The 18,485-nt window shown below is 71.2% G+C and carries 18 protein-coding genes; 11 read left to right on the forward strand and 7 right to left on the reverse strand.

The window, feature by feature from the left end:
* Window positions 1–78 precede the first annotated feature (78 nt).
* The 10 genes from K3554_RS01065 (at window position 79) to K3554_RS01110 (ending at window position 10,201) form a co-directional block, all read left to right on the forward strand.
* Window positions 79–1,092 (forward strand): BMP family protein, encoded by a 1,014-nt coding sequence (locus K3554_RS01065; protein ID WP_259942506.1) that lies wholly within the window; start codon window positions 79–81, stop codon window positions 1,090–1,092.
* Window positions 1,092–1,451 carry a hypothetical protein gene (locus K3554_RS01070; protein WP_259942508.1) on the forward strand — a complete coding sequence of 120 codons (360 nt, stop codon included), beginning with the start codon at window positions 1,092–1,094 and terminating at the stop codon, window positions 1,449–1,451. The genes K3554_RS01065 and K3554_RS01070 overlap by 1 nt, the downstream gene beginning before the upstream one ends.
* Window positions 1,448–3,007, forward strand: coding sequence for an ABC transporter ATP-binding protein (locus K3554_RS01075; RefSeq protein ID WP_259942511.1), 1,560 nt, complete (start codon window positions 1,448–1,450; stop codon window positions 3,005–3,007). Before K3554_RS01070 ends, K3554_RS01075 begins: the two co-directional genes overlap by 4 nt.
* Window positions 3,007–4,851: a DUF262 domain-containing protein gene (locus K3554_RS01080; RefSeq protein WP_259942513.1), complete on the forward strand. Its 1,845-nt coding sequence runs from the start codon at window positions 3,007–3,009 to the stop codon at window positions 4,849–4,851. Before K3554_RS01075 ends, K3554_RS01080 begins: the two co-directional genes overlap by 1 nt.
* Window positions 4,848–6,023, forward strand: coding sequence for an ABC transporter permease (locus K3554_RS01085; RefSeq protein WP_259942516.1), 1,176 nt, complete (start codon window positions 4,848–4,850; stop codon window positions 6,021–6,023). Before K3554_RS01080 ends, K3554_RS01085 begins: the two co-directional genes overlap by 4 nt.
* A 10-nt stretch (window positions 6,024–6,033) precedes the next feature.
* Complete coding sequence (locus tag K3554_RS01090; protein ID WP_259942518.1) at window positions 6,034–6,999, forward strand: ABC transporter permease; 966 nt, start codon at window positions 6,034–6,036, stop codon at window positions 6,997–6,999.
* A complete protein-coding gene (locus tag K3554_RS01095) occupies window positions 6,983–7,783 on the forward strand; it encodes a purine-nucleoside phosphorylase (protein WP_259942522.1) in 801 nt (266 codons plus the stop codon). Before K3554_RS01090 ends, K3554_RS01095 begins: the two co-directional genes overlap by 17 nt.
* Before the next feature lie 123 nt (window positions 7,784–7,906).
* Window positions 7,907–8,833: a sulfite exporter TauE/SafE family protein gene (locus tag K3554_RS01100; protein WP_259942524.1), complete on the forward strand. Its 927-nt coding sequence runs from the start codon at window positions 7,907–7,909 to the stop codon at window positions 8,831–8,833.
* Window positions 8,830–9,594, forward strand: coding sequence for a TIGR02186 family protein (locus tag K3554_RS01105; RefSeq protein WP_259942526.1), 765 nt, complete (start codon window positions 8,830–8,832; stop codon window positions 9,592–9,594). Before K3554_RS01100 ends, K3554_RS01105 begins: the two co-directional genes overlap by 4 nt.
* Before the next feature lie 73 nt (window positions 9,595–9,667).
* On the forward strand, window positions 9,668–10,201 hold the full coding sequence (locus K3554_RS01110) for a hypothetical protein (RefSeq protein WP_259942527.1): 534 nt from the start codon (window positions 9,668–9,670) through the stop codon (window positions 10,199–10,201).
* 8 nt (window positions 10,202–10,209) lie between these two features.
* On the opposite strand, the gene K3554_RS01115 is transcribed toward K3554_RS01110, so the two are convergent.
* The 7 genes from K3554_RS01115 to K3554_RS01145 form a co-directional block, all read right to left on the reverse strand.
* Window positions 10,210–10,929, reverse strand: coding sequence for an SDR family oxidoreductase (locus tag K3554_RS01115; protein ID WP_259942530.1), 720 nt, complete (start codon window positions 10,927–10,929; stop codon window positions 10,210–10,212).
* Window positions 10,926–12,467, reverse strand: coding sequence for an ATP-dependent RecD-like DNA helicase (locus tag K3554_RS01120; RefSeq protein ID WP_259942533.1), 1,542 nt, complete (start codon window positions 12,465–12,467; stop codon window positions 10,926–10,928). Before K3554_RS01120 ends, K3554_RS01115 begins: the two co-directional genes overlap by 4 nt.
* 54 nt (window positions 12,468–12,521) lie before the next feature.
* Window positions 12,522–13,127: an acyl-homoserine-lactone synthase gene (locus K3554_RS01125; RefSeq protein ID WP_259942535.1), complete on the reverse strand. Its 606-nt coding sequence runs from the start codon at window positions 13,125–13,127 to the stop codon at window positions 12,522–12,524.
* Window positions 13,128–13,251: 124 nt separating this feature from the next.
* Window positions 13,252–13,932 carry an autoinducer binding domain-containing protein gene (locus tag K3554_RS01130; RefSeq protein WP_259942537.1) on the reverse strand — a complete coding sequence of 227 codons (681 nt, stop codon included), beginning with the start codon at window positions 13,930–13,932 and terminating at the stop codon, window positions 13,252–13,254.
* Window positions 13,925–14,116: a hypothetical protein gene (locus K3554_RS01135; protein WP_259942538.1), complete on the reverse strand. Its 192-nt coding sequence runs from the start codon at window positions 14,114–14,116 to the stop codon at window positions 13,925–13,927. The genes K3554_RS01130 and K3554_RS01135 overlap by 8 nt, the downstream gene beginning before the upstream one ends.
* A 201-nt stretch (window positions 14,117–14,317) precedes the next feature.
* Complete coding sequence (ccrA, locus tag K3554_RS01140; RefSeq protein WP_259942540.1) at window positions 14,318–15,598, reverse strand: crotonyl-CoA carboxylase/reductase; 1,281 nt, start codon at window positions 15,596–15,598, stop codon at window positions 14,318–14,320.
* Window positions 15,599–15,716: 118 nt separating this feature from the next.
* A complete protein-coding gene (locus tag K3554_RS01145; RefSeq protein WP_259942541.1) occupies window positions 15,717–17,054 on the reverse strand; it encodes a 1-acyl-sn-glycerol-3-phosphate acyltransferase in 1,338 nt (445 codons plus the stop codon).
* 180 nt (window positions 17,055–17,234) lie between these two features.
* Here K3554_RS01145 and K3554_RS01150 point away from each other — a divergent pair, with 180 nt between their 5' ends.
* Window positions 17,235–18,299 carry an alpha/beta hydrolase gene (locus K3554_RS01150; RefSeq protein ID WP_259942542.1) on the forward strand — a complete coding sequence of 355 codons (1,065 nt, stop codon included), beginning with the start codon at window positions 17,235–17,237 and terminating at the stop codon, window positions 18,297–18,299.
* Window positions 18,300–18,485: the final 186 nt, after the last annotated feature.

The following is an 18,485-nucleotide window of genomic DNA, read 5'->3' on the forward strand; positions in this document are numbered from 1 at the left end:
CCCGCGCGGCTGCGGCCTAAATCCGCCCATGCACGGGCCGGCCAACGGGCCCGCACCACCCAACGGGAGACGAACCACATGACCGTCAAGCACATGCTGATGGCCGCCACCGCGGGCCTCGCCCTGTCGGCCGGCGCCGCCCTCGCCGACGCCCACTCCGCCACGCCCGGCCTGATCATCGACCTGGGCGGCAAGTTCGACAAGTCGTTCAACGAGAGCGCCTACAACGGCGCGCAGCGCTGGGTCGAGGAGACCGGTGGCGAGTACTCCGAGACCGAGCTCGCCAACGAGGCGCAGCGCGAGCAGACCATGCGCCGCATGGCCGACCGCGGCGCCAACCCCGTGGTCGTGCTGGGCTTCGCCAACGCCTCCACCCTGGAGCAGGTCGCCCCCGACTACCCCGACACCCAGTTCGCGATCGTGGACATGGTGGTCGACCAGCCCAACGTGAAGTCGATCGTCTTCTCGGAGCACGAAGGCTCCTACCTCGTGGGCATGATGGCCGCGATGGCCTCCGAGACGGGCACCGTCAGCTTCGTGGGCGGTATGGACGTGCCGCTGATCTCGAAGTTCGCCTGCGGCTACGCGCAAGGCGCCAAGGCCGTGAACCCGGACATCAACGTGATCGTCAACATGACCGGCACTACGCCGTCGGCCTGGAACGACCCCGTGAAGGGCGCCGAGCTCACCCGCTCGCAGATCTCCCAGGGCGCGGACGTGGTGTTCGCCGCCGCGGGCGGCACCGGCATCGGCGTGCTGCAGGCTGCCTCGGACGAGGGGATCAAGTCGATCGGCGTCGACTCGAACCAGAACTACCTCCATCCCGGCTCGGTGCTGACCTCGATGGTCAAGCGCGTCGACAACGCCGTGTACGACACGTTCAGCGAGGCCATGGCGGGCGAGTTGGAAGCCGGCATCGAGGTCATGGGCCTCGAGAACGACGGCGTCGGCTTCGCCATGGACGAGAACAACGCCGATCTGGTGAACGAGGACATGGTCGCCGCCGTCGAGGAGGCGAAGCAGAAGATCGTCTCGGGCGAGATCGAGGTGCACGACTACCTCACCGACAACTCCTGCCCGGTCGACATCTGATGGCAGGCGGCGCGGGCGAGACGCTGGTGCAGCTCCTGTCGGCTTGGAACGAGGCCGACGCGGACGCCCGCGCCGCGATCCTGGACGAGGCCCTCGCGGCCTCGTTCCTCTACGAGGACCCCCACGCCCCCGCCCCCTTCCGGGGCGCGGACGGCATGGCGCAGTACCTCTCGATCTTCCGGCAGAACCTGCCCGACGCGGTGCTGCTGCCCCTCGGCAGCCCCGAGGTGACCCACGGCACCGCCATGGTACGCGCACGGCTGGACAGGGGCGGCGAGCCCTTCGCCCAACTGCGGTACATCGGGGTCATGGGCGAGGACGGCCTCGCGCGCGTCGCCGGTTTCGTGGAGAGCGAATGACCGCCGGGGGTGCGCCCCGGCCGGGGGACGACGACCTCGCCCTCGAGCTGCGCGGCATCTCCAAGAGCTTCGGCCCCGTGCAGGCCAACAAGGACATCGCGCTCGCCGTGCGGCGCGGCACGATCCACGGCATCATCGGCGAGAACGGCGCCGGCAAGTCGACGCTGATGTCGATCCTCTACGGCTTCTACCGCGCCGACCGCGGCGAGGTGTTCGTCGGCGGCCGGCGCACCGAGATCCACACCAGCCAGGACGCCATCGACGCCGGCATCGGCATGGTGTTCCAGCACTTCAAGCTGGTGCCGAACTTCACCGTGCTCGAGAACGTCATCCTCGGCGCCGAGGATGGCCCGATGCTGCGGCCCTCGCTGGCGCGCGCCCGCAAGCTGCTGACCGAGCTGGCTCACGACTACGAGATGGACGTCGACCCCGACGCCGTGGTCGAGGACCTGAGCGTCGGCTTCCAGCAGCGCGTGGAGATCCTCAAGGCCCTCTACCGCGAGGCCGACATCCTGATCCTGGACGAGCCCACGGGCGTGCTGACGCCGGCCGAGGCCGACCACCTGTTCCGCATCCTCCGCGGGCTGCGCGACCAGGGAAAGACGATCATCCTCATCACCCACAAGCTGCGCGAGATCATGGAGGTGACCGACTCCGTCTCCGTGATGCGCCGCGGCGAGATGACCGCCACCGTGTCGACCGCCGAGACCTCGCCGGCCGACCTCGCCGAGCTGATGGTGGGCCGCAAGGTGCTGCTGCGCGTCGAGAAGACGCCCGCGCGGCCCGGCGACACCGTGCTCGAGGTGCGGGACCTGCACGTGCGCGACGAGCAGGGGGTGGAGCGCCTTAAAGGCATCGACCTGCGCATCCAGGCCGGCGAGATCCTCGGCATCGCCGGCGTGGCCGGCAACGGCCAGTCGGAGCTGCTGGAGGTGCTGGGCGGCTACGCGACAGGAACGGGCACGATCCGCGTGAACGGCCAGGAGATCGACCTGACGGGCCACGCCTCGGACGCGCGCACCCGCCGCCTGCGCGGCATCGCCCACGTCCCCGAGGACCGCCAGCGCGAGGGCCTCATCATGGACTTCCACGCCTGGGAGAACGTGGCCTTCGGCTACCACGACCGGCCCGACTACAGTCGCGGCCTGTTCATGGACCACGCCGCCATGAAGCGCGACTGCGTCGAGAAGATGGAGCGCTTCGACGTGCGCCCGCCCAACCCCGCGCTCCACGCCCGCAGCTTCTCGGGCGGCAACCAGCAGAAGATCGTGCTCGCCCGCGAGATCGAGCGCGACCCCGACCTCCTGCTCGTGGGCCAGCCCACGCGCGGCGTCGACATCGGCGCCATCGAGTTCATCCACCAGCAGATCGTCGCCCTGCGCGACCGCGGCAAGGCGATCCTGCTGGTCTCCGTGGAGCTCGACGAGATCATGGGCCTCTCGGACCGCATCGCCGTGATGTTCGACGGCCGCATCATGGGCGAGCGCCTGCCCTCGGAGACCGACGAGGGCGAGCTGGGCCTCCTGATGGCGGGCATGACGGGGGATGCGGTCTGATGTTCAGGACCAACCCGGAGGAGCTGAGAGATCTGCTCAAGGCGGCGAGCGACGGAGAGCTTCAGTTGCCCGACTTCCAACGCAGCTACGTCTGGGACGATAGCGACGTGCGCGGCATCATCGCCTCTCTGGCCCGCGGCTTTCCCGTGGGCGCCCTCCTCGCTCTGGAGACAGGTGGGGAGGTCGAGTTCGCGCCCCGCCCAGTGGAGGGCTCGAAAGGCGCTAGGGCACCGCGCACGCTTCTCCTCGACGGTCAGCAGCGCATCACCTCCCTGTTCCAGGCGCTGTGGTCCAGCGATCCGGTCCGCACCCGCGATGCGCGCCGCCGGGAAGTGGACCGTCACTATTACCTGGACATGGTGCGGGCCGCGGAAGCTGGCGCGGACATCGTAGACTGCATCGAGGGGTTTCCCGCAGATCGCGTTCGCCGGAGCAACTTCGCCCGCGACGTGGACCAAGATCTGTCCAGCCGTGAGCGAGAGATCGACGCTCGGATGTTCCCCCTCGACCGCATCTTCGACGAAGCAGGGTGGTGGGACGCTTGGAACGATGCCTGGGGGGCGGACGGACGGCCCCTGCGGGATTCGGTGAAAGGCATCCTCGAGGCCATCCGCTACTACAAGATGCCGGTGATTACGCTGGATCGATCGAACAGCCGCGAGGCGATCTGCCTCGTGTTCGAAAAGGTGAACGTAGGCGGCAAGAAGCTCGATGCCTTCGAACTGGTCACGGCTATCTTCGCCGCCTCCTCGTTCGATCTGAGAGCGGACTGGAAGCGTCGAAGGTCCGCCATGTTCGATCAGGGCCGGCAGGCCCATCACATCCTCAAGGGAGACCAGCCCTACCGAGAGATCGACAGCACGAGCTTTCTGCAGGTGGTGACCTTCCTGCGCACGCTCGGGGACCGAGACGCGGCCAAGACGGAAGGCAAGACCGGCCGGGAACTGCCGCAGGTGTCCATCAAGCGGGGCGATCTGCTCGCCCTGCGTCGGGAGGACTACGAAGCCCATGCCGACACTGTACAGGACGGGTTCGGGGCCGCTGCGCGGTTCCTGAACGCTCGCAGCGTGTTCTACGCGAAGGACGTGCCCTACCCGCCCCAGCGGACAGCGCTCGCTGCGCTGTTCGCAGCGCGGGACAACCGCCCGCTCTCCGCCCCCGAGGCGGACCTTGTCGCTCGTTGGTTCTGGGCGACCTCGCTGGGAGAGCTCTACGGCTCGTCCACCGAGACCCGCATCGCGCGCGACGTCTTGGAGATCCTCGACTGGCTCGAGGGGGGAGAGGAGCCGCGCTCCATCCGCGAGGCTAGCTTCCGGCAGGCCCGCCTGGACCAGCTCCGCGGCCGGGTCAGTGCCGGCTACAAGGCGATCCACGCTTTGCTCATGGGACGGGGCTGCTATGACTTCGTCACCGGTGCTCCGCTCGACCTCAGCACGGTGCACAACGAGGCGATCGACATTCATCACATCTTTCCGAAGGCCTGGTGCGAGAAGCAGGGGCTCGATTGGCGTCAGTACGACAGCATCGTCAACAAGACCGCGCTGACGGCACGCTCCAACCGTCTGATAGGAGGGCAGGCCCCATCGAGGTACCTGTCGGCCCTCCGCGACAATCAGGGCCTGTCGGACGAAGCGCAGGACGCGATCCTGCGCTCGCATCTGATCGACCCCGAGCATCTTCAAGCCGACGACTTCCATGCATTCTACGAGGCCCGCCGCGAGGCGCTTACCGAGCTTATCGAACAGGAAATGACGAACCCTGTCATCCGTGACGTCATCCCAGAGGACGAACCGGAGTTCGAGTCGGTCGACGAAGAAGCCGCCGACCGGGAGGACGCGGCATGAGCGGCGACATCCTTCCGAAGTGGGTCGACGTCCTCCTGATCCCGCTCTTAAACCTCGTGCTGGCCCTGTTCGTGTCGGGCCTCGTGGTCCTTTTCATCGGCGAGAACCCGTTCGAGGCGATGCGCATCCTCGTGAACGGGGCCGTGGGCTCGGCCTACGGCTGGGGCTACACGCTCTACTACACCACTAACTTCATCTTCACCGGCCTCGGCGTCGCGGTCGCCTTCCACGCGCGGCTGTTCAACATCGGCGGCGAGGGGCAGGCGGCCATCGGCGGCCTCGGGGTCGCGCTGGCGATGCTCTGGGTGCCCTGGCCGCACTGGTCGGTGGCGCTGGTGGCCGCCGCCGTGGCCGCCGCGCTCTTCGGCGCCGCATGGGCCGCGATCCCGGCCTGGCTGCAGGCCCGGCGCGGCAGCCACATCGTGATCACCACGATCATGTTCAACTTCATCGCCTCGGCGCTGATGGTCTACCTGCTCTCCCGCGTCCTCCTGGTCCCCGGCGCCGGCGGCTCGCCCGAGACCGCGCGCTTCGCGGAAGCCGTCCGCCTGCCGAACGCAGCCGACGTCCTGCCCTTCCTCGGCTTCCCGCGCTCCACGCCGCTCAACGTCTCGTTCGCGCTCGCCCTCCTGTCCGCGCTGTTCGTCTGGGTGCTGATCTGGCGCACGCGGCTGGGCTACGAGATCCGTGCCTTCGGCCTGTCCGGGCCGGCCGCGCTCTACGCCGGCATCAGCCCCGTGCGCATCACCATGATCGCCATGCTGATCTCGGGCGGCCTGTGCGGCATGATGGCCACCAACGCCGTGCTGGGCGAGGCCGAGCGCCTCGTGATCGACCCGGTGCAGGGCGCGGGCTTCGTGGGCATCGCGGTGGCGCTGATGGGCCGGTCGCACCCCGTGGGCGTGATCCTGGCCGCCCTCCTCTTCGGCGTGCTCTACCAGGGCGGCGCGGAGCTGGAGTTCGAGCGTCCCGCCATCACCCGCGAGCTGGTGATCGTGATCCAGGCGCTCGTGATCCTGTTCACCGGCGCGCTCGACGGCATGGTGCGCCGGCCCCTCGAGGGCTTCTTCGTGGCCCGCCGCCGCGGCCGTCCCGCCGCCGCGGCCGCCGTTCCCGAGCCGACCTCGCCCCGGGGCGCGGACAACGACCCCGTCCACCGCGCCGAGCCCTGAAGGATCCGCCATGGACTTCGCCGACCTGATCCAGATCCTCGACAGCGCCCTGCGGCTCGCCACGCCGCTGCTGCTGGCCTGCCTCGCCGGGCTCTTCTCGGAGCGCGCGGGCATCTTCGACATCGGGCTCGAGGGCAAGATGCTGGCCTCTGCCTTCTTCTCGGCTGCCGCCGCCTACGCCACCGGCTCGGCCTGGCTGGGCCTGCTGGCCGGCATCGGCGCGGCGATGGTCTTGGCGGCGATCCACGGGCTGGCCTCGATCACCTTCCGGGGCAACCAGCTGATCTCCGGGGTCGCCATCAACTTCCTCGCCTCGGGCATGACCGTGGTGGTGGGCGAGACGTGGTTCTCGCTCGGCGGGCGCACCCCCGCCCTCGCCGGCCCGGCCCGCTTCGGCGAGGTGGAGCTGCCCTTCGCGGACGCCGTGCGCGACGTGCCGGTGCTGGGGCCGGTCTACTCCGACCTCCTCTCGGGCCACTCGATCCTGGTCTACATCGCCCTCGCCATCGTGCCCCTGACGTGGTGGGTGCTGTTCCGCACCCGCTTCGGCCTGCGCCTGCGCGCCGTGGGCGAGAACCCCGCCGCCGTGGACACTGCCGGCGTCAGCGTGGTCGGCCTGCGGTATGCGGCCGTCATGATCTGCGGCGTCCTCACCGGCATCGCCGGCGCGCACCTCGCCACCGCGCTCGGCGCGGGTTTCGTCAAGGAGATGTCGGCGGGCCGGGGCTTCATCGCGCTGGCCGCCCTGATCTTCGCCAAGTGGCGCCCGTGGTACGCGCTGGGGGCGTGCCTCCTGTTCGGCCTCCTGGAGGCGGTCGGCAACCGCTACCAGAACATCGACGTGGGCGGCTTCGACATCCCCACCCAGTTCATGCAGGCGCTGCCCTACATCCTCACGGTCGTGATCTTGGCCGGCTTCGTAGGCCGCGCCATCCCGCCGCGTGCCGGGGGCGAGCCCTATGTCAAGGAAAGCTGACGACCTCGCCGCCCTCGTCCGCGCGCAGGCGGGCGCCGAGGCCCCGGCGCTGGGGCTGATCCTCGGCTCGGGGCTGGGGCACCTGGCGGACGCGGTGGACGGCGTCTCGATCCCCTACGACGCGCTCGACGGCTTCCCCCACGCCGGCGTCTCGGGCCACGCGCCGAAGCTGGTGGTGGGCACCCTGGAGGGCACGCGCGTCGCCGTGCTGGGGGGCCGCGCGCACTACTACGAGAACGGGCGCCCGGACGCGATGCGCCTTCCCTTAGAGGTGCTTCATGCCCTGGGCGTGCCCGAGCTGGTCGTCACCAACGCCGCAGGTTCCTTGCGCGAGGACATGCCCACCGGCTCGGTGATGCTGCTGTCGGATCACATCAACTTCTCGGGCCTCAACCCGCTGATCGGCGAGCCGACCGACGCGCGCTTCGTGCCCATGACCGACGCCCACGACCCCGGGCTGCGCGCCCGCCTGCGCGCCGCCGCCGAGGCCGAGGGCATCGCCATGCCCGAGGGCGTCTACGCCTGGTACTCCGGCCCCTCCTTCGAGACCCCCGCCGAGATCCGCGCGCTGCGCACCCTCGGCGCGGATGCGGTGGGCATGTCCACGGTGCCCGAGGTGATCCTGGCGCGCTTCCTGGGGCTGCGCGTCGCGGGCGTCTCGGTAGTGACGAACATGGCGGCGGGCCTGTCCGCCGAGGCGATCTGCCACGACCACACCAAGGCCATGGCCCCCGTGGGCGCCGCCAAGCTGGAGCGGGTGCTGCGCCGGATGCTGCGCGGCTAGGCCTTGGGGCCGTGAGGCCGGCGGGCCGCACGGGGTCGGCGGCGGCGGCCCGTCCCCGCCGGGGCGTTTGACAGCCGCCCCACCGTGCGGTCACTGGACCGCGAGGGGCAACGGAGGCGCCGCGTGCAGATCTACCTCCCCATCGCCGAGGTCTCGGTCAACGCCTTCCTGCTCCTCGGGCTGGGGGGGATGGTGGGCGTTCTGTCGGGAATGTTCGGGGTGGGCGGCGGCTTCCTGATGACGCCGCTGCTGTTCATGATCGGCATCCCGCCTGCCGTGGCCGTGGCCACCGAGGCCAACCAGATCGTGGCCTCCAGCTTCTCGGGCGTGCTGGCCCACCTCAAGCGCAAGACCGTGGATTTCCGCATGGGGTTGGTGCTGCTGGCGGGCGGCCTCGTGGGGGCGGCGCTGGGGGTGCAGCTCTTCAACGTGCTGCGCGCGCAAGGCCAGGTCGACCTGCTGGTGAAGCTAAGCTACGTGGTGTTCCTCGGCGTGATCGGCGGGCTGATGTTCGTCGAGAGCCTCGGCGCCCTGCGACGCGCCCGGCGCACCGGTCCCGTCCCGCACCGTCCCGTCCGCCGCGGCCGGACCTGGGTGCAGACCATGCCGCTGCGCATGCGGTTCCGCACCTCGGGCCTCTACATCTCGGCGATCCCGCCCTTCGGCGTGGGGCTCGCCGTGGGCGTGCTGGCGGCGATCATGGGCGTGGGCGGCGGCTTCATCATGGTGCCCGCGATGATCTACATCCTCGGCATGCCCACCAAGGTCGTGGTCGGGACATCGCTGTTCCAGATCATCTTCGTGACCGCCTTCGCGACCCTCCTCCACGCCACCACCAACTACACGGTGGACATGGTGCTCGCCGTGCTCCTGCTGCTCGGCGGGGTGATCGGCGCGCAGGTGGGCACGCGCATCGGCACCAAGCTCAAGGCCGAGCAGCTGCGCATCCTGCTCGCTGCCATGGTGCTGGCGGTCTGCGGCAAGCTGGCGCTCGACCTCCTGCTCGAGCCGGCCGAGCTCTACTCCATCGCCGCGGAGGGGGGGCATTGATCCGCGCGGCATTCCTCGCCCTCCTCGCCCTCGCCCTGCCCGCGGCGGCCGACGAGGAGGTGGTCGCCGCCCTCAGCCAGGACCGCGTTTCGATCTCGACCTCGTTCGACGGCTCCGAGATCCTCGTCTTCGGCGCCGTGAAGCGCGACGCCCCCGCCCCGCCCGACGGCCGGCTGGGCATCATCGTCACCGTCGCCGGCCCGGGCGAGCCGCTCACGGTGCGCCGCAAGGCGCGGCGCCTGGGCATCTGGGTCAACGTCGAGGGCGTGGAGGTGGACCGCGCGCCCTCGTTCTACGCGGTGGCCACCTCGGCGCCCCTGCGCGACGTGCTCACCCGCACCGAGGACCAGCGCTGGCGCATCTCGCCGCGCCTCGCGATCCGCGCCGTGGGCGTGGCGGACGCGGCCGCCGACGCGCCGGAGTTCCTGTCGGCGCTGATCCGGGTGCGCGAGGCCGCGGGCCTGTATGCCACGGCCCCGAACACCGTGCAGCTGCGCGACGACACCCTGTTCTCGACCACCATCGCCCTGCCCGCCGCGCTGACGGAAGGAGACTACGCCACCCGCATCTTCCTCACCCGCGAGGGCCGCGTGGTGGACAGCTACGCGACCTCGATCTTCGTGCGGAAGGTGGGGCTGGAGCGGTGGATCCACGCCCTCGCCCACGACCAGCCTCTGGCCTACGGCCTCCTGTCGCTCCTGATCGCCATCGCCGCCGGCTGCGGCGCCTCCGCGGCGTTCAGGCTGGTGCTGCGGAACTGAGGGGAACGGCGGCCCGGCCCCGCCCGCCCCGTCCGTGCTAGACTGGCGCGGCAGGGAAGCCGGGAGACCGCCCATGTTCGACCCCGAACGCTTCGTCGAGGACTGCCGCGACGCCGTGCGGCAGGACGCCTCCCACCGCGCCGTCGCCGAGGTGATGCGCCGCGCCCTGTCCGACCCCGGGGCCGTCATGGACGCCTTCGGCGCGCCCGAGGGACCGGGGCTGGAGCCTCTCTATCGAAACAGCGACCTGACGATCCTGCGCCTCGCGTGGAAGCCCACGATGATGATCCCGCCTCACGACCACGCCATGTGGGCGGTGATCGGGATCTACGGCGGGCGCGAGGACAACATCTTCTGGCGCCGCCTCGAAGGCGAGGCCGAGGGCCGGATCGAGGCGGCCGGGGCGCGCGCCCTCTCCACCGGCGACGTCTGCCCGATGGGGCCGGACATCATCCACTCGGTCGCCAACCCGATCCCGCGCCTCACCGCGGCGCTGCACGTCTACGGCGGCGACTTCTTCGAGGCGGAGCGGCACGAGTGGGAGCCCGAGGCGCTCACGGAGCGTCCCCTGGACATGGCGGCGGTGCGGGCGCGGTTCTCGGACTAGGGTATGCTTCAGCCGCGGCCCACGTAGGGCATGGCGTTCGCCATCACCGTCATGGTCAGCACGTTCGCCCCGGGCGGCAGCGAGGCCATGTGCAGCACCGAACGGGCCACGTCCTCGACTTCCATCATCGCCACGCCCCCGCCGCCGCCCGCGCGCTGCGCGTGGTCCAGCGCCTCCAGCATGGGCGTGCGCGCGTTGCCCACGTCGATCTGGCCGCAGGCGATCCCGAGGCTGCGCCCGTCGAGGGCGAGCTGCTTGGTCAGTCCCGTGATCGCGTGCTTGGTCACGGTGTAGCTGACCGCCCCCTCGCGCGGCACGTGGGCGCTGATCGAGCCGTTGTTGACGATGCGCCCGCCGGTGCCGCGCATCTGCCGGAACGCGGCGCGGGCGGCGAGGAACATGCCCGTCAGGTTCACCCGCACCGCGCGGTCCCAGTCCTCCAGCGCGATCTCGTCGATCATGGCGGCGGGCACGAAGACGCCGGCGTTGTTGAAGAGGACATCCAGCCCGCCCGTCTTCGCCACGAGCGCCGCCACGGCGCCGTCCACCGCGCCCGGCTCCGCCACGTCGGCGGGCAATACGTGGGCGCGTTCGTGGCCGGCGGCCACCTCCTCCAGCGCCTCGCGGCGGCGGGCGAGCAGGCCGACCTGCCAGCCCTCGGCGAGGAACAGCCGCGCGGTGGCGGCGCCGATCCCCGAGGAGGCGCCGGTGACGAGGATGGTCTTCATGGCTCGGGCTCCTGCTGCCGTTCGAGTTCCAGGGGGGCGGGCTCCACCGACCGAAGGTCCGACGTGTCGAGCGGCGCCTTGGGCTTGGCGAGCGCATAGCGGCGCACCCAGACCAGCCGGTCCACGGCCCGCGTAATGGCGACGTAGGCGAGGCGCTTCCACAAGGGCTGCCCCGCCTCGGTACGCCCGACGCGGGCGGCCGCAAAGAGGTCGGGGCCGAACACCTGCACCGTCTCCCACTGGGAACCTTGCGCCTTGTGCATGGTCACGGCGGCGCCATGCAGGAACGCCGCGCCCATGCGCGCGGCGAAGGGCAGGAACGGCTCCTCCTCGCCGAGCTGCTCGATCTTCACGATCGAGGAGACCGAGACCAACGGGTCGGACGCGCCGACCACGTGGAGGCGCGAGAAGCCGGGCTTCTTGCCCGGCCCGAGATAGACCACCTGCGCGCCCTTGATGAGGCCCCGCGCCTCCAGGTCGATGCGGCGCTTGCGGTGCTTGAGGGGCAGCTCCAGCCCGTCGCAGATCAGCGGCTCGCCGGGCAGGAGGTGCGTATCGTCCGCGCCGTGGGCCTGCCGGAAGGCGCGGATCAGGCGGATGCGGGTGGCGTTGCGCCAGACCAGCACGGGCGAGCGGGCCATGAGGTCGGAGTCCACGCGGCTCGCCATCACCACGCGCGGGTCGCGCGCGGCGGCCTCCTCGACCAGCCGCTCGAAGCGGTAGAAGTCCACCTGGTCGTCGCCCAGCGCGTGGGCGAGGTCGAGGATCGGGCTGTCGGCCTCCTGCCGGTGGACGCGGGAGAGGTGGAGGTGGTCGTCCCCCTCGAAGCGGTCGAACACCATGCGGCCCGACTGGTTCACGGGGGCGAGCTGGGCCGGGTCGCCGAACAGGACCAACGTGGGGAAGATCTCCTTGAGGTCCTCGAACTGCCGGTCGTCCAGCATGGAGGACTCGTCCACGAAGCCGATGTCGAGCGGCGCGTCGCGGCGCTTCCAGCCGGTGATGAAGTCCGAGCCGCGCAGGCCGGCGGCGGCCAGCGCGCCGGGCACCGAGGAGGTCTCCTCGTAGACGCGCTTGGCCCGGTCCAGCATCTCGTCCGAAAGCGCCTCGGTCTCGGGGCGGTCGGCGTCGCCCGCGAGCCACTCGGCGATGCGCTCGTATTCGGGGTCGTAGACGGGCGTGTAGATGATGCGGTGGATCGTGGTGGCCGGCACGCCGCGGGTGCGCAGCACGCTCGCGGCCTTGTTGGTGGGGGCCAGCACGGCCAGCGTGCGGCGGTCCTTGCGGCGGCGCTCGTAGTCGCCCGAGACGAGGTCCAGCCCCGCCTCGCGCATGGCCTTCACCAGCTCGGCCAGGAGCAGCGTCTTGCCCGAGCCGGCCTTGCCGGTGACGGCGAGCACGCGCCCCTCGTCGTCCTCGCGCTCCGAGGCCCAGCCGGACACGAGATCCACGCCGCTGTCGCGGAGCACCTCGGCGATGCGGTCCCAGGCCTCGGCCTGGTCCTCGGAGAGCTGGGGGGCGGTGGGAGAGGCGTCCATGGGCCCTTGTGGCGCGGGGGGCGGGCGGGGTCCAGCGCCCGCCCCCCGGATGCGTCAGCCCGCCTCGGCTAGGTGGCCGAGGTCGCGCTCGAACCAGCGCAGCGTGTGGTGGGCCGACAGCCCCGCGCCGGCGCATACCCGGTCATGGGCGGCGTCCGAGACGGTCCAGCGGCCCGCCACGATGGCGCCGTCGCGGCCCATCTCCGCCGGCTCCCAGCCGAGGCGGCGGTACACGCGGGCCATGGGCGCGTCGTAGACCCCGACGAGGTGGCGCAGCCCCAGCGACAGCGCGGCCTGCGAGACCCCGGCCAGCACCCGGCGGGCGGTGTCCCGCGCGGCGCCCGGCGCCTGGCAGAAGCGCGTCGCCTCCCAGGTGCCGGGCACGGCGGGACACGGGGCGAGGTGGGCGAAGTGGTCGGCCAGCATGGTCGGCCCCGCGGTCGGCAGGAGGCGCAAGGAGCCGGCATGGCCACCGGCCCCGTCCACCGCGACGACGTAGAGCGGGTCGAGCGCGTCGTAGGGGTCGGTCTCCCACCCCAGGGCGTCCACCGTGACGTCCCAGCGGTGGCGGTCGCGGAACTGCGCGGCGCGGTCGCGGAACATGGCGGCGGCGAGGTCGGCGTGGTCGGCGAGGTTGGTGGCGTGGAAGAAGCGGATCATTCGGGTCCCCATCGTTGGATGGGACCCGGAAGTCGGGGCGAGCGGTTAACGCGGTCTCACCGCGCGGTGGGGGCGGGAATCGTGAAACGGGGCGCGGCGCCCGGGCACGCGCGGGCGCGCGCGGTCAGAGCGAGATCAGCCCGTGGGTCAGCGCCTTGGCCACGGCCTGCAGCGTGTTCGAGGCACCGAGCTTGGCGCGGGCGCTCTCGATGTAGGCGCGCAAGGTATGCTCCGAGATGGCGAGGCGCTCGGCGGCCTGCCCGCGGCTCAGCCCGAGGGCCAGGAGGGCCAGCGTGTCGACCTCGCGGGGCGAGAGGTGCCGGTGCGGGGTCTCCATCCCCTCGCCCTCCAGGAGGAGCGCACGCTCCTGGACGTAGTGCGCGGCGAGGATCAGCTCTCCCATTCGCTCCGTGGTGAAGCGCGCCCAGGTGTCGTCGGAGCCGCGGCCGTTCACGGTGAACAGCGCGAAGCGCCCCGCGGGGCCGCGCACCGGGGTCGAGCAGCCCTGCCCGCCCAGCCCGTGGGCCATGCCCTCGGCCATGAGCTCGCGCGCCGCGCGCGCCGACCAGTCGAGGCGCTTCCAGTCGAACGGCCCGACGCCGCCGAAGCCCGCCTGCACCACCGGGTCGACGGTGTGCAGCCCCTCCGCGAGGTAGGTCTCCACCCAGGCGTGCGGGTAGGTCAGCGTGGCCCACTGCCGCCCGCAGGAGCGCACGCAGTGGTAGACGATGTGCTCCGCGTCGAAGCTGTCGCGCAACCAGCCCAGCGCGCGATCGAGGTCGGCGAGGTCCCTCGCCTCAGCCAAACGATCGGAGAAGTCCTCGATCCGCCGTGTCATCCGCCTCCGTCTCCGCCGGGGCGGCGCGCGCGATCTCCTCCTCGGCGCCCTGCGCGACCTCCTCGAGCCGGCGCGCGAGGCAGGGCAGGTCGTTGGCGTCCGCGAAGATGCGCAGGTCCCCCAGCACTTCGATGATCCAGTGCTTGCCCATGCTTCATCTCCCAGTGGTTAACGCGGGGTTAACGTCAACCTAACATTGCAAAGGCGGTTGCGACATTCACCGGTTCCTCTCCCCCCAAAACAGGGGGTCGGCGGGCGTCAGGACGTTGATTCGGGGAATGTTTCGGAACGGAGGGAGAACGAAAGACGGCCCCGACCGGGGGGTCGGGGCCGCGGCGCGGGACCGGGCGCGTCAGGCGCCCGCGCCGCCCGCCTCGATCACGTCCTCATGGGTCCGCAGGCCGGTGCGCGGGGCCTGCACTAGGACCGCCATGTTGCCCGGCAGGTGCTGGTTGCGGCGCATCTTCATGTGGGCCTCGGGCAGGTCGGTCCAGGCGAAGCACTCGGACATGCACGGGTCGAGCCGCCGCTCCACCATCAGCCGGTTGGCGGCCGCCGCCTGCTTCAGGTGCGCGAAGTGCGAGCCCTGCAGGCGCTTCTGGTGCATCCACATGTAGCGCACGTCGAAGGTGAGGTTGTAGCCCGTGGTCCCGGCGCAGATCACCACCATTCCGCCCTTCTTGCACACGAAGGTCGAGACCGGGAACGTCGCCTCGCCGGGGTGCTCGAACACCATGTCGACGTTCACGCCCTTGCCGGTGATGTCCCAGATCGCCTTGCCGAACTTGCGCGCCTCCTTGAACCACGCGGCATATTCCGGCGTGTTCACGGTGGGCATCTGGCCCCAGCAGCTGAAGTCGTTGCGGTTGATGACGCCCTTGGCGCCGAGCCCCATCACGAAGTCGCGCTTCGACTCGTCGGAGATCACGCCGATGGCGTTGGCGCCGGCCGTGTTGATGAGCTGGATCGCGTAGGAGCCGAGGCCGCCCGACGCGCCCCAGACCAGCACGTTCTGGCCGGGCTTGAGGTCGTGGGGCTCGTGGCCGAACAGCATCCGGTAGGCGGTGGCGAGGGTCAGCGTGTAGCAGGCCGACTCCTCCCAGGTCAGGTGCTTCGGACGCGGCATGAGCTGCTGGGACTGCACGTTGGTGAACTGCGCGAACGAGCCGTCGGGCGTCTCGTAGCCCCAGATGCGTTGGGTGGTGGAGAACATCGGATCGCCGCCGTTGCACTCCTCGTCGTCGCCGTCGTCCTGGTTGCAGTGGATCACGACCTCGTCGCCCACCTTCCAGCGGCGCACCTTGTCGCCCACGGCCCAGACGATGCCCGAGGCATCCGAGCCCGCGATGTGGTAGGGCGCGCCGTGGCCGTCGAAGGGCGAGATCGGCGTGCCGAGCGAGGCCCAGACGCCGTTGTAGTTCACGCCTGCCGCCATCACGAGCACCAGCACCTCGTTGCTGTCGAGGACGGGGACGTCGACGACCTCCTGCTGCATGGCCGTGTTGGGCTCGCCGTGGCGCTCGCGGCGGATGGCCCAGGCGTACATCTGGCGGGGCACGTGGCCGAGGGGCGGCATCTCGCCCACCTCGTAGAGATCCTTTGCGGGCAGGTCGGTCTGCGTGTCGAGGGCCATGGGTCATCCTCCGAATCTGTCGCCGCGATGCGGCGGAAATGCTGCGCTGCGGGAGGGCTACCACCCCTTCGGCAACATTCCAATAGCTCGAAACGCCGGATGCGTAACTTTCTGTCTGTCAGGATTCCCCGGTGGGCAGGGTCCGGGCGTAGAAGCGCAGGAGGCCGATCTGCCCGCCGTCCACCGCGATCCGGCCCTCCTCCCAACGGACGACGCCGCGCACCTCCAGCATCCGCAGCGCCGCGAGGGCCACGTCGCGGGGCGCGTCGGCGGCGTGGTGGAGAGGATGGCGCCCGCCCGCGAAGGCGCGGGCGCGCCGCTCCAGATGCCCCGCCACCGCGGGCAGGGTCGCATGGCCCGCGAGCAAAGCCTCGGCCACCAGCGGCACGGGCAGCACGGGCAGCACCGCCTCGACCCGCGCCATCAGCGCGCCACCAAGCGCCTCGGTGGGGTCATGGTGGCCGTCGGCGAGGAAGGCGCGCAGCGACAGGGGCTCGCCGTAGGAGACCGCGGCATAGCCGAACCGCGTGAAGCGCCCCGTGAGGCGCAGCTGCACGTGGCGCAGCAGGTAGCGCGCCACCTGCCACCAGTGGAGGCGGAAGGCGCCCGGCCCCTCGCGCGCGGCGAGGAGGCTGCGGTCCTCGATCACCCGCTCGTAGTTCAGCGCCACCGGCACGAAGCGCACGTCGCGCGCCCCCCCGCCCTCGGCGACGTAGTGCAGAATGCCCAGCTTCGGCGGCTGCAGGGCGCCGTCGCGGCTCAGGCGCCCCTCGGGGAACACCGCCTGCGTGACCCCGGCGGCGGTGGCGCGCTGCACGTAGCGGGCCAGTACCCGGCGGTAGAGGGGGTTGAGGTCGCGCCGGCGCACGAAGTAGCCGCCCAGCGCCCGGATCAGGGGCCGCAGCGGCCAGCGCCGCGCCCATTCGCCCACCGCGTAGGCGAGCGACGTCTCCCCGGCCAGCAGCCACGTCACCAGCACGTAGTCCATGTTGGAGCGGTGGTTCATCACGAACACGGTCGTCGTGTCCGGATCGCCCGGCGGCGGCGCGCCCGAGACGCGCACCCGGTAGAGGTGCTTCGACAGCCAGCGCGCCAGCCGCATCGCCACCGAGAAGTAGAGCGTGGCCGAGAAGCCCGGCACGATCTCGCGGGCGTAGCGGCGGGCGGTCTCGAAGGCGACCTCCTCGGGGACGCCCTCCTTGCGCGCATGCTCGGCGATGGCCTCGGCGACCGCGGGGTCGTGGACGAGGCGCATCACGGTGTCGGCGCGCCGGGCCAGCTTGAAGGGCTGGATCGGGTGGCGCAGGCGCGCGTTGAGCCGCGCCACCAGCCGCTCGGCCCGCCGGCGCAGGAACCAGCGGACACTCGGGAACAGGAAGTGCGACGCGAAGGTCACGGCCGCGAAGGCGACCAGGAGCATCAGCGCCCAGAGGGGGATCTCGACCGTCCGCAGCATCGCGGGCGACCCTGACGCGCCGGGCGCCCGGCGTCCATCGCGCAGGCGTGTGCGCCGCGCCGGGAACCGTCCCGCCCCGGTCCAGCGTTGAGGCGGGCGACACGGACGGAAAGGCCTTGCGCCGCCGCCGTTTCCCACGCCCCCCGGCGCGTTCCCGCGCCGCGCAGACAAGGACCGTTCATGACCCCTCGCACCACTCTCTCCGCCCTTCTCGCCGGCGCCGCCGCGCTGGCCGCCCTGCCCGCCGCCGCCGAGCAGCACACGATGGACCCCTCGCAGGAGCCGGTCGTGCTGGCGCCCGCCACGCAGGCCTTCATCGACGGCCTGGAGGGCTCGACCCCGATCAACGAGCTGCCCCCCGAGGAGGCCCGGCAGGTCCTCGTGGACGCCCAGACCGGCGTGGACGTGGCCATGCCCGACGCCGAGGTGTCCGAGATGTCGCTGCCCGTCGGCCCGTCGGGCAACGTCGACGTGACGCTGGTGCGCCCCGCCGGCTCGGAGGGCGAGACCCTGCCCGGCGTGGTCTACTTCCACGGCGGCGGCTGGGTGCTGGGCAACTTCACCACCCACGAGCGGCTGATGCGCGACCTGGCGAATGCCAGCGGCGCGGCCTTCGTGTTCGTGGAGTACGATCCCGCCCCTGAGGCCAAGCATCCCACGCAGCTCGAGCAGGACTACGCGGTGCTGGAGTACGTGGCCGCGAACGGCGCCGAGTTCGGCATCGACCCCGAGCGGATCGCCACCGCGGGCGACTCCGTGGGCGGGCAGATGGTGGCCGTGATGGCGATGATGGCCGAGGAACGGAATGGCCCCGAGATCGACGCGCAGGTGATGTTCTACCCCGTCACCACCGCATCGCTCGACAGCGAGTCCTACGACCTCTTCAGCGACGGCCCCTGGCTGACGAAGGCTGCGATGGCGTGGTTCTGGGAGAACTACTTGCCGGAGGATGCCGACGCCGCGGACCCGATGATCTCGCCGCTGAACGCGAGCATTGAGCAGCTCGCCGGCTTCCCGCCGACGCTGGTGATCACCGACGAGAACGACGTGCTGCGCGACGAGGGCGAGGCCTTCGCGGCGAAGATGGTGGAGGCCGGGGTGTCCGTGGAGGGCACGCGCTACCTGCACACGATCCACGACTTCGCGATGCTCAACGCCATCGCCGACACGCCTGCGCCGAAGGCGGCGATCGAGCAGGCGGCGGGGTTCCTGCGGCACCATCTGGCCGAGGGCATGCACGACTGACCGGAGGCCGCGAAAAGGGGGGCGCCTCCTGTGCACCCCCCGTACACCCCCCGTGCATACCGAAGTGCGCCCCGGCCGGTCGGTCGGGGCGTTGTCGTTCGGGAAGGTTCTTCCTACCGGACCCGTCGCGCGGGTGGAGGGAGGCCCCGGCTCGGGGGCCGGGGCGCCGCGCCACGGCGCTTCGCG

This window comes from Jannaschia sp. W003, from assembly GCF_025144335.1.
Lineage (GTDB): Bacteria > Pseudomonadota > Alphaproteobacteria > Rhodobacterales > Rhodobacteraceae > Jannaschia.

Bases quoted from the DNA above. Each gene is read 5' to 3' on its own strand.
- K3554_RS01075 (WP_259942511.1), top strand. From the start codon at position 1,448: ATGACCGCCGGGGGTGCGCCCCGGCCGGGGGACGACGACCTCGCCCTC.
- ccrA (WP_259942540.1), bottom strand. From the start codon at position 15,598: ATGGCCCTCGACACGCAGACCGACCTGCCCGCAAAGGATCTCTACGAG.
- K3554_RS01080 (WP_259942513.1), top strand. From the start codon at position 3,007: ATGTTCAGGACCAACCCGGAGGAGCTGAGAGATCTGCTCAAGGCGGCG.
- K3554_RS01065 (WP_259942506.1), top strand. From the start codon at position 79: ATGACCGTCAAGCACATGCTGATGGCCGCCACCGCGGGCCTCGCCCTG.
- K3554_RS01145 (WP_259942541.1), bottom strand. From the start codon at position 17,054: ATGCTGCGGACGGTCGAGATCCCCCTCTGGGCGCTGATGCTCCTGGTC.
- K3554_RS01085 (WP_259942516.1), top strand. From the start codon at position 4,848: ATGAGCGGCGACATCCTTCCGAAGTGGGTCGACGTCCTCCTGATCCCG.
- K3554_RS01120 (WP_259942533.1), bottom strand. From the start codon at position 12,467: ATGGACGCCTCTCCCACCGCCCCCCAGCTCTCCGAGGACCAGGCCGAG.
- K3554_RS01125 (WP_259942535.1), bottom strand. From the start codon at position 13,127: ATGATCCGCTTCTTCCACGCCACCAACCTCGCCGACCACGCCGACCTC.
- K3554_RS01115 (WP_259942530.1), bottom strand. From the start codon at position 10,929: ATGAAGACCATCCTCGTCACCGGCGCCTCCTCGGGGATCGGCGCCGCC.
- K3554_RS01150 (WP_259942542.1), top strand. From the start codon at position 17,235: ATGACCCCTCGCACCACTCTCTCCGCCCTTCTCGCCGGCGCCGCCGCG.
- K3554_RS01110 (WP_259942527.1), top strand. From the start codon at position 9,668: ATGTTCGACCCCGAACGCTTCGTCGAGGACTGCCGCGACGCCGTGCGG.
- K3554_RS01090 (WP_259942518.1), top strand. From the start codon at position 6,034: ATGGACTTCGCCGACCTGATCCAGATCCTCGACAGCGCCCTGCGGCTC.
- K3554_RS01135 (WP_259942538.1), bottom strand. From the start codon at position 14,116: ATGGGCAAGCACTGGATCATCGAAGTGCTGGGGGACCTGCGCATCTTC.
- K3554_RS01095 (WP_259942522.1), top strand. From the start codon at position 6,983: ATGTCAAGGAAAGCTGACGACCTCGCCGCCCTCGTCCGCGCGCAGGCG.
- K3554_RS01070 (WP_259942508.1), top strand. From the start codon at position 1,092: ATGGCAGGCGGCGCGGGCGAGACGCTGGTGCAGCTCCTGTCGGCTTGG.